The 14,168-nt window shown below is 67.1% G+C and carries 11 protein-coding genes; 9 read left to right on the plus strand and 2 right to left on the minus strand.

The features are described 5' to 3' along the window. Window positions 1-56 precede the first annotated feature (56 nt). The 8 genes from F3J44_RS02690 to F3J44_RS02725 all read left to right on the plus strand — a co-directional run bounded on the left by F3J44_RS02690 (window position 57) and on the right by F3J44_RS02725 (window position 6,191). The gene (locus F3J44_RS02690; protein WP_167270527.1) at window positions 57-1,409 is read left to right on the plus strand and encodes a 3-oxoacyl-ACP reductase; all 1,353 of its coding nucleotides are present in this window, start codon (window positions 57-59) and stop codon (window positions 1,407-1,409) included. Between the two features lie 2 nt (window positions 1,410-1,411). Beyond that, a complete protein-coding gene (locus F3J44_RS02695) occupies window positions 1,412-2,263 on the plus strand; it encodes a MaoC family dehydratase (RefSeq protein WP_167270529.1) in 852 nt (283 codons plus the stop codon). A gap of 65 nt (window positions 2,264-2,328) precedes the next feature. Next, window positions 2,329-2,634 (plus strand): MazG-like family protein, encoded by a 306-nt coding sequence (locus F3J44_RS02700; RefSeq protein ID WP_167270531.1) that lies wholly within the window; start codon window positions 2,329-2,331, stop codon window positions 2,632-2,634. Next, window positions 2,631-3,380 (plus strand): methyltransferase domain-containing protein, encoded by a 750-nt coding sequence (locus tag F3J44_RS02705; protein ID WP_167069424.1) that lies wholly within the window; start codon window positions 2,631-2,633, stop codon window positions 3,378-3,380. Before F3J44_RS02700 ends, F3J44_RS02705 begins: the two co-directional genes overlap by 4 nt. Window positions 3,381-3,401: 21 nt before the next feature. Then, the gene (locus F3J44_RS02710) at window positions 3,402-4,034 is read left to right on the plus strand and encodes a DUF4136 domain-containing protein (protein WP_167069422.1); all 633 of its coding nucleotides are present in this window, start codon (window positions 3,402-3,404) and stop codon (window positions 4,032-4,034) included. A 19-nt stretch (window positions 4,035-4,053) separates the two neighbouring features. Beyond that, complete coding sequence (locus F3J44_RS02715; RefSeq protein WP_167069420.1) at window positions 4,054-4,623, plus strand: DUF4136 domain-containing protein; 570 nt, start codon at window positions 4,054-4,056, stop codon at window positions 4,621-4,623. A 201-nt stretch (window positions 4,624-4,824) separates the two neighbouring features. Further along, on the plus strand, window positions 4,825-5,295 hold the full coding sequence (locus F3J44_RS02720; RefSeq protein ID WP_167270533.1) for an A24 family peptidase: 471 nt from the start codon (window positions 4,825-4,827) through the stop codon (window positions 5,293-5,295). Between the two features lie 119 nt (window positions 5,296-5,414). After that, complete coding sequence (locus tag F3J44_RS02725; protein WP_167069416.1) at window positions 5,415-6,191, plus strand: response regulator transcription factor; 777 nt, start codon at window positions 5,415-5,417, stop codon at window positions 6,189-6,191. Between the two features lie 22 nt (window positions 6,192-6,213). Here F3J44_RS02725 and pbpC read toward each other — a convergent pair whose 3' ends face one another. Further along, window positions 6,214-8,568, minus strand: coding sequence for a peptidoglycan glycosyltransferase PbpC (pbpC, locus tag F3J44_RS02730; RefSeq protein ID WP_167270535.1), 2,355 nt, complete (start codon window positions 8,566-8,568; stop codon window positions 6,214-6,216). Between the two features lie 77 nt (window positions 8,569-8,645). Here pbpC and F3J44_RS02735 point away from each other — a divergent pair, with 77 nt between their 5' ends. Continuing rightward, the gene (locus F3J44_RS02735) at window positions 8,646-8,939 is read left to right on the plus strand and encodes a hypothetical protein (RefSeq protein WP_167069414.1); all 294 of its coding nucleotides are present in this window, start codon (window positions 8,646-8,648) and stop codon (window positions 8,937-8,939) included. A 137-nt stretch (window positions 8,940-9,076) separates the two neighbouring features. Here F3J44_RS02735 and F3J44_RS02740 read toward each other — a convergent pair whose 3' ends face one another. Then, window positions 9,077-13,978 (minus strand): alpha-2-macroglobulin, encoded by a 4,902-nt coding sequence (locus F3J44_RS02740; protein WP_167270537.1) that lies wholly within the window; start codon window positions 13,976-13,978, stop codon window positions 9,077-9,079. Between the last annotated feature and the right edge of the window lie 190 nt (window positions 13,979-14,168).

Genomic DNA, 14,168 nt, shown 5'->3' on the forward strand with positions numbered 1-14,168 from the left:
GACCTTGCCATAAAGTTGGTCCACACTTGCAAGCTTGCCTTCAGGGAGACCCGCACATGAGCGACCGCTATCTCGGTTTTGCCAACTCCAACCTTGGCCGCCGCCTCGTCGATGCCCTCGGCCTGCCACGCCCGGCGCCGCTGGAACGCTGGCAGGCCGGCCGCCTGCGCCCGGTGGAAGGCGCCCTGGTAGTGGGTGGCGGGCCGTTGGCGCAGCAGGTCGAGGCCATTGCCCCGCGCCTCACCGACGAGGTGTTCAGCTTCCAGGGCGAAGGCCTGCAGGCACCGGCCTGGGTCGCAGGCCTCGGGCCGAAACTCAAGGCCGTGGTGTTCGATGCCAGCCACCTGGCCGACAGCGACGCACTCGCGCGCCTGCGCGAGTTCTTCCAGCCGCTGCTGCGCAGCCTGGCCCCCTGTGCCCATGTGGTGATCCTGGGCCGCGCCCCGGAAGGCCTGCAAGACCCATTGGCCAGCGTCGCCCAGCGCGCCCTGGAAGGCTTCAGCCGTTCACTGGCCAAGGAGCTGCGCAACGGCGCCACGGCCCAGTTGCTGTACGTGCAACCTGGGGCCGACGCCCAACTCGAAGGCGCCTTGCGCTTTTTCCTGTCGCCCAAGGGCGCATTCATTTCCGGCCAGGTACTGCGCTTGCAGCCCTGTGCCAGCCAGGTCGCCGACTGGACCCGCCCCCTGGCTGGGCGCCGGGCACTGGTGACGGGCGCTGCGCGGGGCATCGGCGCCGCCATCGGCGAAACCCTGGCACGCGATGGGGCAGACGTGCTGCTGCTGGACGTGCCCCAGGCGCAGCAAGACCTCGACGCCCTCGCCGCGCGCCTGGGCGGCAAAGCGCTGGGCCTGGACATCTGCGCCGCCGATGCCGCCGAGCGGCTGCTCGACGCCCTGCCAGGCGGCATCGACATCGTCGTGCACAATGCCGGCATCACCCGTGACAAAACCCTGGCCAACATGACCCCGGACTACTGGGACGCGGTGCTGGCGGTCAACCTCAAGGCGCCGCAGCGGCTGACCCAGGCCCTGTTCGACGCCGGCGCCCTCGGCGCCGATGCACGCATCACCCTGCTCGCCTCGGTCAGTGGCATCGCCGGCAACCGCGGCCAGGCCAACTATGCGGCGAGCAAGGCCGGGCTGATCGGCCTGGCCCAGGCCTGGGCGCCAACGCTGGCCGAACGCGGCGCCAGCATCAACGCCGTGGCCCCAGGCTTTATCGAAACCCACATGACCGCCGCCATGCCCATGGCCCTGCGCGAAGCCGGGCGGCGCCTGAGTTCGCTGGGCCAGGGCGGGCGTCCCCAGGATGTCGCCGAGGCCATCGCCTGGCTCAGCCAGCCGGGTTCGGGGGCCGTCAACGGCCAGGTGCTGCGGGTGTGCGGCCAAGCCCTGATGGGAGCCTGAGCATGAACCGCCCATGGCTCGACCTGCACAGCACCGATACCCGCGCCAGCCTGTACCTGCGTGCGGCCAGCAAACGCAAGATCACCGGCAGCAGCCTGCCCGCCGCCGGCCTGCGCTGTTTCATCCGCGTGCAACCCGGTAACCTTGCGGCGTACCGCAAGCTTTGCCACTTCACCGACAATGGCCGGTTGCCGGGCACCTACCCCCATGTCATGGCCTTCACCCTGCAACTGCAACTGCTGACCGCCCACGACTTCCCCTTCCCGCTGCTGGGCCTGGTGCACCTGCACAACCGCATCGAGGCGCTGCGCCCCCTGGGCGGCATCGACGGCCTGCGGTTCAGCGTTCATGCCGACAACCTGCAGCCCCATGCCAAGGGCGGCACCTTCGACCTGGTCACGGAAGCCGAAGACGGCCTTGGCCTGCTCTGGCGCGAAACCAGCCGCATGCTGGTACGCGGCCTGCAGCTCGACGGCCAGCCCGCCGAACCTGCCAACACCCCAGCCCACCCGCTGCCTGAAGCCACCCGCTGGTACGCAGACAGCGATATCGGCCGGCGCTATGCCAGGGTGTGTGGCGACTACAACCCGATCCACCTGAGCGTTGCCAGTGCCAAGGTGTTCGGTTTTCCCCGGGCGATCGCCCACGGCATGTGGAGCGCGGCCATGGCCCTGGCGGCATTGGGCACCCATGTGCCAGCCAGCAAGTACGTTTTCGAGGTGGACTTCCACAAGCCCGTGCGCTTGCCGTCAGAGGTGATCCTCAGCGCCAGCGAGCCGGGGCCTGCCGGTGAACTGCGCCTGGATGGGCATGCCGGGCTGCTGCACATGGCCGGGCGCTGGGCGGTGCGCTAGGGCCGCGCAAGCCACTTGCTTTGCATCGGGCCTGCGCCGAAGCTATGCAGCACGAGGAGACCCCGATGAACTTGCAAGAACTCACCGAACGCCTGCACCAGATTCGCGACAACAACGACTGGCGCGGCTTCCACAGCCCGAAGAACCTGGCCATGGCCGCCAGCGTGGAAATGGCCGAGCTGGTGGAAATTTTCCAGTGGCTGAGCGAAGACCAATCGCGCCAGCTACCACCCGAGCAACTCGCCCATGCCGGCCAGGAGGTCGGCGACGTGGTGCTCTACCTGCTGTTGCTGTGCAGTGAGCTGGGCCTGGACATGGAACAGGTGGTGCGGGCCAAGCTTGCCGACAGCGAGAGGCGTTTCGCCCGATGAACGACCGTCACTTCGATGAACTGGCCACACGCTTCGCCGAAAAGATCTACGGCGGCGCCAAGGGCGCGATCCGCCTGGCGGTGCTTCAGGCAGACCTTGCCGAAGCCCTCCCCGACCGCCCGCTGCGGGTGCTGGATATCGGCGCCGGGCTCGGCCACATGGCCCTGTGGCTGGCCCAGCGTGGCCACCATGTGACCCTGGCCGAACCGGCCGCGCCCATGCTCGAAGGTGCCCGCGCACGGTTCGAGGAGGCCGGCCAGCCCGCCACCTTCATCCAGGCACCGTGGCAGGCGCTGCTCGGCCAGCTCACCGAGCCCTACGACCTGGTGTTGTGCCACGCCGTGCTGGAGTGGCTGGCCGAGCCGCAAAGCATTCTACCGGTGCTGCACCAGCTGACCGCCCCCGAAGGCTGGTTGTCGCTGGCCTTCTACAACCGCGACGCGCTGGTCTACCGCAACCTGCTCAAGGGCCATTTCCGCAAATTGCGCAGCAACCGCCTGGAAGGCGAGAAGCAGAGCCTGACCCCGCAAAAACCGCTTGATCCCCGCGAGCTCAAGGCGCAACTTGAAAGCCTGTGGCAGGTCGAAACTGAAAGCGGCGTGCGGGTGTTCCACGACTACATGCCCAAGGAATTCCAGGCCAAGGCCGAACTGCTCGACCTACTGGAAATGGAGCTTGCCCACCGCCGCCACCCAAGCTTCGCCGGGCTCGGCCGCTACCTGCACTGGATGTGCCGCCCCCGTTGACCGGCTTGCCGGGAGGATTACATGCCATTGCGTCTTTTGTGCCTGGCCCTGCTGCCACTGGCCCTGGCTGCCTGCCAGGGTACTAACCCCTACGTGGCCAGCAGCCGCCCGCTGCCACCCGCCCCACCACAGGCCGCCACCACCTTCGACGCCAGTGCCTACCCGGCGCCAGCGCGCGACTATGGACGCTACCGCAGCTGGAGCTGGCGCAACGGCCAATTGCCCGCCGGCAGTGCCGAAGCGGACCCCGGGCAAGTGGCTGACGCCGTCAGCAGCGCCCTGGACCAGCAAGGCCTGCGCCCGGCCAGGGGCGGCCCCGCCGACCTGCTGGTGAGTGCCGACCTGCGCCTGGAGCGGCGCCTGCGCCAGGTGCGCGACTATGACTACGACCCCTATTACGGCCCCGGCCCCTACGGTGGCGCCGGTTTTGCTGGCTACCGCAATGGTTACGGTGCCTACGCCAGCGTGCCGGTGGTGCGTACCTATGAAGTTCAGGTGATGGTGGTGCGTATCGACCTGTACGACGCCCGCAATGGCCAGCCGGTCTGGAGCGCCAGCGCCGAAAGCGGCAGCGACAGGAGCACCCCACGCGAACGCGAGGCCGCTTTGCGCGAATCGGTGCACAAGGCGCTCAGCGGCTATCCTCCCAGTTAACCGTTAACGGAGAACCATCATGTTGCGCCGCCTCGTTCTACTGTCGTTTGCGCTGTTGATTGCGGCCTGTTCAAGCAACAACGTTCAGCAAGACTTCGATGCCAGCCGCGATTTCGCCGGCTATCGCAGCTGGGCCTGGCAGGAGCCGGGCCTGCAGTACCGCCCGGATGACCCACGCATCAAGAGCGACCTGACCGAACAGCGCATTCGCCAGGCCGTGGCCAGCGAGCTCGACCAACGCGGCCTGCGCCCCGCCCAGGGCAGTGCCCGGCCCGACCTGAAGGTACGCGCCTACCTGATCGTCGAGCAGCGCCAGCAGCAGATCACCACCAACTACGGTGGCGGCTGGGGCGGCTACTGGAACGGTTACTGGGGTGGGCCGATGTACAACGAAACCCGCAGTGTCGACTACAAGGTGGCGACCATTCAGGTTGACCTGTTCGACGGCCGCGACGGCAAGCTGGTGTGGCGCGGCAGTGCCGAACAGATCATGAACAACTACCCGCCAAGCCCCGAGGAGCGCAACAGCGCGATTCAGAAAACCGTGGCCCAGGTGTTGGGCAACTACCCGCCAGGGCGGGCCAAGTAACCGGCAATGGGGGCTGCTTCGCAGCCCATCGCAGGCAAGCCAGCGCCTACAGGTGTGGGAGCTGGCTTGCCTGCGATGGGCCGCAGAGCGGCCCCGACTTTTTCCCTTCCTTTCATGCCCGTTCGTCAGATCGCGTCTACCCTGATTACTAAACCTGACTGAGCGGGTAAGTGTTCAACGAATAGGGAAGGCGACCTGCCAATGCAAAGCATTGTTCTCCTGATGTGGCTTGCCTTGTGCACCGAACAAGATATCCGTGAGCGGCAGATTGCCAACGTGCTGACCCTGGGCTTCGCCACCGGTGCCTTGGTTTGGCTGTTCGCCACAGGCCACAGCTGGATCGGCGCCGACGCCAGCGATGCCGGCTGGGCGCTGGCCATCGTCATGCTGCTGACCTTGCCCGGCTACATGCTCGGCCGCTTCGGCGCCGACGACGTCAAGCTGATGGGCGCCCTGGCCCTGGCCACCAGCCCGCAGTATGTGCTGGGCACGTTCATCGGCGCCGGGGTCAGCGTGTTGCTCTGGCTGCTGACCCGCAGGCGGCTGTGGACCCTGCTCAACCCCAAGGTGAAGAAACGCTTGCAGGCGCTGACGGAGGAAATGGGCGACAAACAGGCCTTCGTTCCCTATGTGCTGGCGGGCTTTCTGCTGACCGCCGTATGGATCCAATAAACAGGCCTGTGGTCCGATACCTTGTACATGCCATGTGCAGAATCGCCAGCAGCGTCTACTTTTAAGCTGCCAGAGCGTCTGGCCCGGGAGCAGGGCCACCTACCGACAGGGAGTTGATCGTGAACAAGTCATTGAGTGAGGTGAAGGTTCTGGTGGTCGACGACCAGCCACTGATCGTCGAACAGTTGTGTGAGTATCTGCAAAGCCAGGGCCACCCCTGCGTCGCGGCGCATTCCACCCAGGAAGCCATCGAGCGCTACGTGGCAGACGAAGCCATCGGCCTGGTGTTGTGCGACTTGCACATGCCTGAGCGTGACGGCATCGAGCTGATGAATGCATTGAAAGACCTCTCCGGCCGCCAGCGCATGTTCGAAGCAATCATGCTCACCGGCCGCGCCGAAAAGCACGACGTCATCCGCGCCCTGCGAGCCGGGTTCGCCGACTACTACCAAAAGCCCATGGACCTCGAAGAACTGCTCGAAGGCCTGCGCCGCCGGGAAAAAGTGCTGCTCGAACGCCAGGCCGACCTGCACGACCTGGGCACCCTCAACCAGCGCCTGCAAGACTTGGCTGGTTCCATCGATGAGCTTTACCAGGACCTGGAGAAAGCCCGTGGCCAGGGCGTGCATCGCCGCGCCGGCGACGTCGAGGAAGTGGATGGCGAGCTGCCTTCAGCCTTCGAAAAGCTGTCGCCACGGCAACTGGAAGTGGCGCGCCTGGTCAGCAAGGGCAAAACCAACTACCAGATCGCCTGCGAGCTGGGGATCACCGAAAACACCGTGAAACTCTACGTTTCGCAGGTGCTACGCCTGACCCACATGCACAACCGTACCCAACTGGCCCTGGCGCTGACGCCCAGCTCCTCCCCAGTTCACCAGCGTTTCACCACCCACTGAGGCCAGTGGCAAACCGCGGCGGTCAGTCGCTGACCTGAAAGGTCACCCTCGCGGTTTCGCCACTTTCGTCCAGCGCACTGAGCTCCACCTGCCCGGCCTGGTCGAAGCGCACCAGCAGGCTGTCCTGGCCCTGGGTTTCACCCAGCGGCTGGCCATTGAGGAACCACCAGCGCCGCCCGTCGCCTCCCAGGGCTGAAACGTGCAGTTGCAGGGGCTCACGGCTGGTGGCCGGGCGGCGCAGGTTGTCGCCGCCACGCACCCCGACGATGGACAACGGTGGCGCGCTGGCCGCTACCTGCGGCGGGCACGCAGGGTCGACTGGGGGCAACCGCGCCGCTCGCCGCTCCACCCGCGCCAGCCAAGGCTCCAGCGGCGCCGGCCACAACGCCACCTCACGCGCCGTGGCGCCTGGGCAGCTGCCATCGACACGCAACCCCTGGGCGTTGACCCAGATACTTTCGCGCAAGCCCAGCCCCAGCGGCTGGTCCGCCGCCATCAGCGTGGGTGGAGTAGTGCGCTCAAGGGTCCAGGCAAAGCGCAGGCGCCGGCAGTTCGGGTCTTGCCGGTTCATCGGCTGGCCCAGTGGCCAGCAGATCGCCGCCACGCCGACGCTGCCGGGTACTTGCTCGACCGGCGGGCGAATGCCGCGCTGGCTGTCGCGGTTGCTGAGCAGGTCATGCACCTGCAGCATCAGCGGCGCCGCCGAAGCCAGGCCAAACTGGCCGGGCACTGGCGTGCCATCGGGGCGGCCGATCCATACGCCGATCAGGTAGCGCGGCCCCACGCCGATCGACCAGGCATCGCGAAAGCCATAGCTGGTGCCGGTTTTCCAGGCCAACTGAGGGCGCTGCACCAGCTCGGCGTGGGGGTCGCGGTCAGGGCGGGCCTGGCCGCTGAGGATACGGCGGATGATCCAGGCCGCCCCCGGCGACATCAGCCGCCGCTCCAGCAGCGGGTCTTGCGGCTGCAGGCGCACTTGCGCGCTGTTGCCGCCACGGGCCAGGGCCGCATAGCCGCCGACCAGGTCTTCCAGGCGGCTACCGGCGCCGCCCAGAATCAGTGACAGGTTGGGCTCGGCCAGGGGCGGCAACGCCAGCGGCACGCCGGCCATGCGCAGCTGCGCGGCGAAACGCTTGGGACCGTAGGCTTCGAGCAGCTGCACGGCCGGCAGGTTGAGCGACAAGGCCAACGCCGAGCTGGCCGACACCGGGCCGCTGAAACCCATGGAGAAATTGCCGGGGCGGTAATCGCCGTAACGCCGCGGCACATCCTGCAGCAGCGACTCGGAATGGATCAGCCCGTCATCCATGGCCAGGCCGTAGAGGAAGGGCTTGAGCGTCGAGCCAGGGGAGCGCAGCGAGCGCACCATGTCGACATGGCCGAAACGGCGCTCATCGGCCAGGTCGATCGAGCCCAGGTAAGCCCGCGTGGCCATGGTTTGCGCATCGACCACCAGGATCGCCGCCGAGGTGCGTTCCGGCAAGCGTGCGCGCCAGCCCAGCAGCAGGTCTTCCAGGCGCCGCTGCAACGCCGCATCGAGGGTGGTACGGATCAGTGGCGGGCTGCCCGGGGTGTTCAGGCGGCGCGCCAGCAATGGCGCCAGCGCCGGTTCCTGGCGCGGGGCAAGCAGCAGCGGCTCTTCCATGGCCTCCTGAATCTGCCCGGCCGGCCACACCTGGTATTCGGCCAGGCGCTGCAGCACCTTGTCGCGGGCACGCTGGGCGCGCTCGGGGTGGCGGTCCGGGCGCAGCCGGCTGGGGGCCTGCGGCAGCACCGCCAGCAGCGCCGCCTCGGCCGGCGTGAGGTGCTGGGGGGACTTGCCCAGGTAGGCCCAGCTGGCCGCCGCTACACCTTGCAAGGTGCCGCCGAAGGGCGCGCGGTCCAGGTAGATTTGCAGGATTTCGCCCTTGGACAGGTGCCATTCCAGCTGCGCGGTACGCCACAGTTGGCGCAATTTGCCGGCCAAGGTGCGGTCGTGCGGGTCGAGCAGGCGCGCCACCTGCATCGACAGGGTGCTGCCCCCGGACACCACACGCCCACCGCGCAGGTTGAGCCAGGCAGCGCGCACCAGTGCCAGCGGGTTGACCCCCAGGTGGTGGTAGAACCAGCGGTCTTCGTAGGTCAGCAGGGCCTGCAGGTACAACGGCGATACGTCTTGCGGGCTGACCGGGTAGCGCCAGACGCCGTCGGCATCGGCGAAACGCCACAGCGGCGTGCCGTCTTCGGCGAGCACCACCCGCGCCAGGTCATCGGCAGGCATGGGTAATGGCCACAGGCGATCAGCCAGCCAGGCGAGGCCGCACATCAGCAGCAGACCAATCGCAATGCCGCGCACAACCCTCCCCGCGCGGGTGCGTGGCCGGGCTAAGCTTGGCATCGGGAACCGACCTGGCCAGGTGATGGCCAAAGGCTTGGGAACGGCACATTCGCCGAATCGTTCATCAGGAAGCAACTATGCATGTAGAAGGTTTTTTCGAATGGCTAGGCCAGGCACTGGGGTCGTTGATCCGCTTTATCGTCGACGCCTTGAGCGGCCTGTTCAACCTGCTGGCCAACGCCGGGGGTAATTTCATCGATGGCCTGGCGCGCACGCTGGGCATGGATACCTCGCTGGTCAGCATCTTGGCGCTGATCGTTGGCCTGATGCTGCTGTACTCGGCCATCCGCGCGTTCATGCGCGCCTCGATCATCCTGGGGATCATCTGGCTGGTGCTGGGGCTGTGGGTGATGAGCTGGGTGATGCACTGACATTGCCCTGGCTATTTTTTGTAGGCGATCACGTAGGGACATCGCCTCTGTAGGAGCGGGCTTGCCCCGCGAACACCGGCGCAGCCGGTGCCATGCACCGCGCAGCCTCTTCGCGGGTCAAGCCCGCTCCTACAGGCCTATCTGGCCTTGACGGTCATCTCCCCCTGCCCATCCCCCACCGCCTGCAGGTTCGGCCGGTACATCGACTCCACCTGCGGTGGCGGCACGCGGTAGGTGCCTGGGGTCACCGCCCGTGCCAGGTACAGCAGGTGCGTGGTGCCATAGCCGTTGAGCTTGAGCGCCGCCACGTAGCGGTCGTCACGGTACTCCTGGTGCACGACGCTGGCGTTCTGCATCGACTCGCGCCACTGCTTCACCACGCTGCTGGCGTTGTCCAGGCTGGCGGCGCTTTGCGCCAGGTTCTGGTTTTCCAGCTCAAGGCCCGCCGGCAGCAGGTCGACCACCAGGGCGTCCGGCACCCGGTCGCTGGCCTTGAGCGCCAGGTGCACCAGCACCAGGTCGCCACTGCGCAGGTTGTGCAGGTCCAGCGGCTCGCCGTTCATGCCCAGGTAGTCACGGCGAATCTCCATGCCGTTGCCACCGGCAGCCGGCGCCTGGCGCGGGTAACCCGAAAGGGTCAGCTGCTGGTAAAGGGTGTCGCTGCCTTCGTTCTGCACGCTCAGCGGCGATGCCAGCAATGGCCCTTCGAGCTTCATGCCCGCGTCTGCATTGTTGAACTCGCGCACCTCACCGGCGCTGTCCAGGCGCGCCTTCCACGGCGCTTCCGGTTTGCCCAGCAGGCCACGGCCAGCCAGGAACAGGGCATTGCGCTCCTGGGTCGACAGCCAGCGGTTGGCCGCCAGCTCGTCCGACAGGGCGAACAGGCGCTGGTCAACCTGGTTGCTGGCCAGTTTGCTTTCCTGCAGCAGTGCCAGGATTAGCGCCTGGTCGCGCAGGCTGCTGCCGTAGTCGGCCATCCAACCCTTGCTGCGGCTGATGCCCAGGCCCGCCTGCAGCGCCTGTTCGGCCCGTGGCTTGTCGCCCATGGCATCCAGCGCCACCGCCAGTTGCACCAGCGGCAGACCGGAACGGGCATCGGCGCGGCGCTCGAACAGGCTGCGCAGGGCGGCCAACGGGGCCTGCTGGCTGCGCGACAACACCAGTGCCGCGTACGCCTGCACGGCAAAGCGGGTGTGCTCGGCGTTCTGGCTGTAGTCGACTTCGATCAGGTTGCGCTCCTGCAGGTAGCGCAGCAGGCGCTCGTTGGCCTTCTTCAAGGCCTCGGCCGGCACGCCATAGCCCTGCTCGCGGGCACGCAGGAGGAAGTCGGTGACGTAGGCGGTCAGCCAATATTCCTCTTCACTGTCCGAGCTCCACAGGCCAAAGCTGCCGTTGTAGCGCTGCATGCCCAGCAGGTGCTCGATGCCCATCTCGATCTTGCGCTTGCGCACCTCGGCCGGCTCACCCTTGATGCCCAGGCGCTTGAGGCTGTCGGCATCGGCATACAGCGAGGGGTACAGGCCACTGGTGGTCTGCTCCAGGCAACCGTAGGGGTAGGCCGCCAGGGCGCGGATCTGCTCGGCCAGGTTCAGCGGCGGCCGGCTCGACAGCGCCAGGCTCGCCTCCAGGCCCGCTGGTTCGAAGGCGGCCAGGTCGCTTTCCGGCAAGGTCCACGGCTGGTCCTTGAGGGCCACGCGGTAATGCTTGAGCAGCGCAGGGTAAGCCGGGCGCACACCCAGGGTCCATTCACGCTCGAAGCTGTTGCCAGGCTCACCCGGCAACTGCAGGCCATTGACCCGCACATGCACCTTGCCCTGGCCCAGGCCGCCCTGGGCCTGCACTGGAATCATCAGGGTGCTGCGCTGGCCCTCGGCCAGGCTCACCGCTTGCTGGGCACTGGCCGTCAGGCTCAGTTGGCCCTCGGTGGTGATGTCCACGGTCAGTTGCTGGGCGCGGCCCGACAGGTTGGCCAGGTCCAGCGCCAGGCTGGTGCGGTCGCCGCCGGCCAGGAAGCGCGGCGCCGACAACTCGGCGATCAGCGGCGCGGCCACCACCGTCTTGCCCTCGGCCATGCCGAAGTGCTCGTCGGTCCAGGCCTGGGCCATCAGCCGCAGCTCGCCATTGAAGTCGGGAATGTCGACGGTCGCCTCGCCTTCACCCTGGTCGTTCAAGGTCACCGGCAGGCTCTGCTGGGCAACGATGGTCACGGTAGTGTTTGGCCGCTTGCCACCCTTGGTCATCGCCGCGTCACCGCCGAACGCCAGGCTGGCCAGGCGGCCCTGGCCGGCTTCGATCAGTTGCCCGTAGATGTCCAGCTGGTCGGCGCCATAGGCCTTGCGGCCGAACAGGCTGGCGAACGGGTCGGGGGTCTTGAAGTCGGTGATATTGAGGATGCCCACGTCCACGGCGGACAACAGCACATGCACCTGCTTGGGCACGCTGCCATCGGCATTGGCGGCCTTGATCTTCACCGTCAACGGCTGTTTGGGGCGCATCTTTTCAGGTGCCTGCAGGCTTACCGCCAGCTTGCGCTCGGCACGTGCCAGCGGCAGGTGCAGCACGCCCACGGCGCGCTTGGGCGTGGCGTTGGCCTTGCGCTCGCCGGGGCGAATCACCAGGGCGCTGATGTACAGGTCGTGGCGGGCCCACTGCTTGTCCAACTGCACGTCGAAGGTTTTGCCCTCGGCGGGCACCTCGATTTCCTGCCACCACAGCGGGCCGTCACTGGATTCGATCATCAGGTAGCCGCTGCCTGCCGCCGGCGGGGTCACGGTGACCTTGGCGGTGGCGCCATCGGCGTAGGCGGGTTTGTCCAGCGCCAGCTTCACCTGGTCCGGGCGCACGGCGCCGCCCTCGGCGTTGTCCTGGGCGCGGTAGCCTGCCCAGAAGCGCTCGCTGGACACCAGGCCGGTTTCAGGGTCTTCGACCTCGACGCGGTATGGCCCCCACTCCACCTGGAAGCTGAGTTTGGCGGTGGAGCCCGCCTTGACGTTGACGGTTTCCTCGCTTTGGGTCAGGAACTTCTCGTTGTAGTTGTAGCTCCAGCCGTCGCTTTGCGAGTAGTTCCAGTAGTAATCGCGGCGTTCGCGGATCAGCCGCACCTTGAGGTCGTTGGCGGCCAGCTTGTGGCCTTCACGGTCGGCGACCAGGAACTCAAACTCCACCGGGCCGTCGCTGTTGGTTTCCTCGCCGTCGAACAGGCCGCGCAGGCCCGGCAGGCGTTCGGCCGGCCAGATCGGCTGCTCCAGGCGGCGGGTAATCGGCCGGCCGCCTGACTCCTGCAAGCTGGCCTGCACGGTCAGTTGCAGTGGCGAACGGGCTTCGGCCCAACGGCTTTCGATATCGACCACGGCCTTGCCGGCCTGGTCGAGGGTAACTTCGTCCAGCTCCAGGTCCTGGTTCAGCTCACCCTCGGTGACCGAACCGAACTGGTAGCCCGGCAGGGCCGGCACCGCTTCGCGCAACGGGCGCACGTAGGCCTGGCCGCTCAGGCGGTTGCCCGCCGCCGGCGCACCGTAGAGGTAGCGGCCATTGACCTGGATCTGCGCATCTTCGTCCGGTGCCAGGGGCGTGTCGCTGCCTTTGAGTTCCAGCGCCAGGCGCTCGGGCAGGAAATCCTCGACGAGGAATTCATACACCTGCTTGCGCCCGCCACCCAGGTCGAGCAGCAATTGCCAACGGCCGGTCGGGGCCTCGCCTGCCAGTTGCAGCTGGTACTGGTAGAGGCCGTTGGCATCGGCCTCCCAAACGAACTTGCGGCTGACCTGTTCGTCGGGGCGGCGCACTTCCACGCTGACCGGCTGGGCCTTCACCGGCTTGCCATCCTGGTCGCGCAGCAGGCCGTTGAGCAGCACGGTTTCGCCCGGGCGATACAGGTCGCGGGGGCCGAAAATAAAGAACTGCAGCGGGTTGGCCTGGGGCCCGGTGATATCGAATTCGGCCAGGTCCAGGGCGGCGGTGTTCAGGCGCAACAGCGTGGTATGCACGCCCTGGGTCGCGATCAGGGTGTCGGCCTTGGCGGTGATCGGCAGTTGGGCGTGGCCGGCGCCGTCGGTCTTGGCCTGGGCCAGCAGCTTGCCTTTGTCGTCGTGCAGCTCAAGGTTGACGTCCTTGAGCGCCTTGCCGCCTTCCAGGGCCTGGGCGAACACGTCCAGGCGGTCGCGATAACGGTGGGCGGACACGCCAATGTCGCTGAGGGTGAACAGCGTGGCCGGTTGCGAATAGTCGTAGGTGCCCGAGGCCCGCATCACCGCCAGGTACACGCCAGGTTCCTGCAGCGGCTTGATCCCGGCGATCGGCAGCAGCACGGTTTCACGGGTGTTGCGCGCCGGGTTGAGGTCGAAGCGGCCGCTGTAGACCAGCTCGGCCATGTCCAGGGTATCCTTGGACTGGTAGTAGTACAGGCTGCTGTTGCGCCCCCAGCTGGCGAGGAAGGTCGACAACATCTCGGGCTTGACCCGGAAGAACTCGACATCGACCTTGGGCACGTTCAGCGCGATCACCGGCAGGCCTTCGGCCAGGCGCGTGGGCAGCAGCGAACCGCGGCTGGCGAAGCCGACGGTGGGCTGCATGTCGCGGGTTTCCAGGCGGCTCACCGACTCCCTGTCGAGCTGCTTGCCATTGACGGCCAGCAGGCCCTTGTCGACGGTGAGCACCAGCTTGCGCTTCGGCTCCAGGTGGCGCAGGCGCAGTTCCATCTGGTTATCGGAAAGCTCCCAGGCACCATCGAGCTTGCCCTTCACGGTGTCGACCAGGTGCACCTTGGCGGCGAAATCCTGCTTGGCGTCCAGTGGCACGGAGAAGCTGATCGACAGGGTGCTGGCGCCGTCGAGTTGCACTTCCGAGACATCCAGCACGCTGAGTTCGCGGCCCTCGTAGCGTTTGGCGAGGACCGCCGGGTCTTCACGCTTGGGCGCCGGCGCCTCGGCCGGGGCACTGGCGGCGGGCTTTTCAGCGGGGACGGGCTTGCCCGGGGTCGAGGAATCACAGGCACTGAGCAGGGCCAGCGCGCAGGCCAGCAACAATCCTTTGTTGAACATGGAGTGGGAACTCTTCGGCAGCGTGTACGTGAGGGCAGCAACTATAGCCTGCTCAGACCAGGTTCGCGCGGATTGGTTGCCTGGCCGTTACAATGCGCCGGGTCGAATATTGGGGCCGCTTCGCGTCCCTTCGCGGGGCATGCCCGCTCCTACAGGTACAGCGCCGGCCATCAAGGCAACGCTATCCTGT

It is taken from the genome of Pantoea sp. Tr-811 (assembly GCF_011752535.1).
Classification (GTDB): Bacteria; Pseudomonadota; Gammaproteobacteria; order Pseudomonadales; family Pseudomonadaceae; genus Aquipseudomonas.

Bases quoted from the DNA above. Each gene is read 5' to 3' on its own strand.
- F3J44_RS02690 (WP_167270527.1), top strand. From the start codon at position 57: ATGAGCGACCGCTATCTCGGTTTTGCCAACTCCAACCTTGGCCGCCGC.
- F3J44_RS02695 (WP_167270529.1), top strand. From the start codon at position 1,412: ATGAACCGCCCATGGCTCGACCTGCACAGCACCGATACCCGCGCCAGC.
- F3J44_RS02700 (WP_167270531.1), top strand. From the start codon at position 2,329: ATGAACTTGCAAGAACTCACCGAACGCCTGCACCAGATTCGCGACAAC.
- F3J44_RS02705 (WP_167069424.1), top strand. From the start codon at position 2,631: ATGAACGACCGTCACTTCGATGAACTGGCCACACGCTTCGCCGAAAAG.
- F3J44_RS02710 (WP_167069422.1), top strand. From the start codon at position 3,402: ATGCCATTGCGTCTTTTGTGCCTGGCCCTGCTGCCACTGGCCCTGGCT.
- F3J44_RS02715 (WP_167069420.1), top strand. From the start codon at position 4,054: ATGTTGCGCCGCCTCGTTCTACTGTCGTTTGCGCTGTTGATTGCGGCC.
- F3J44_RS02720 (WP_167270533.1), top strand. From the start codon at position 4,825: ATGCAAAGCATTGTTCTCCTGATGTGGCTTGCCTTGTGCACCGAACAA.
- pbpC (WP_167270535.1), bottom strand. From the start codon at position 8,568: ATGCCAAGCTTAGCCCGGCCACGCACCCGCGCGGGGAGGGTTGTGCGC.
- F3J44_RS02735 (WP_167069414.1), top strand. From the start codon at position 8,646: ATGCATGTAGAAGGTTTTTTCGAATGGCTAGGCCAGGCACTGGGGTCG.
- F3J44_RS02740 (WP_167270537.1), bottom strand. From the start codon at position 13,978: ATGTTCAACAAAGGATTGTTGCTGGCCTGCGCGCTGGCCCTGCTCAGT.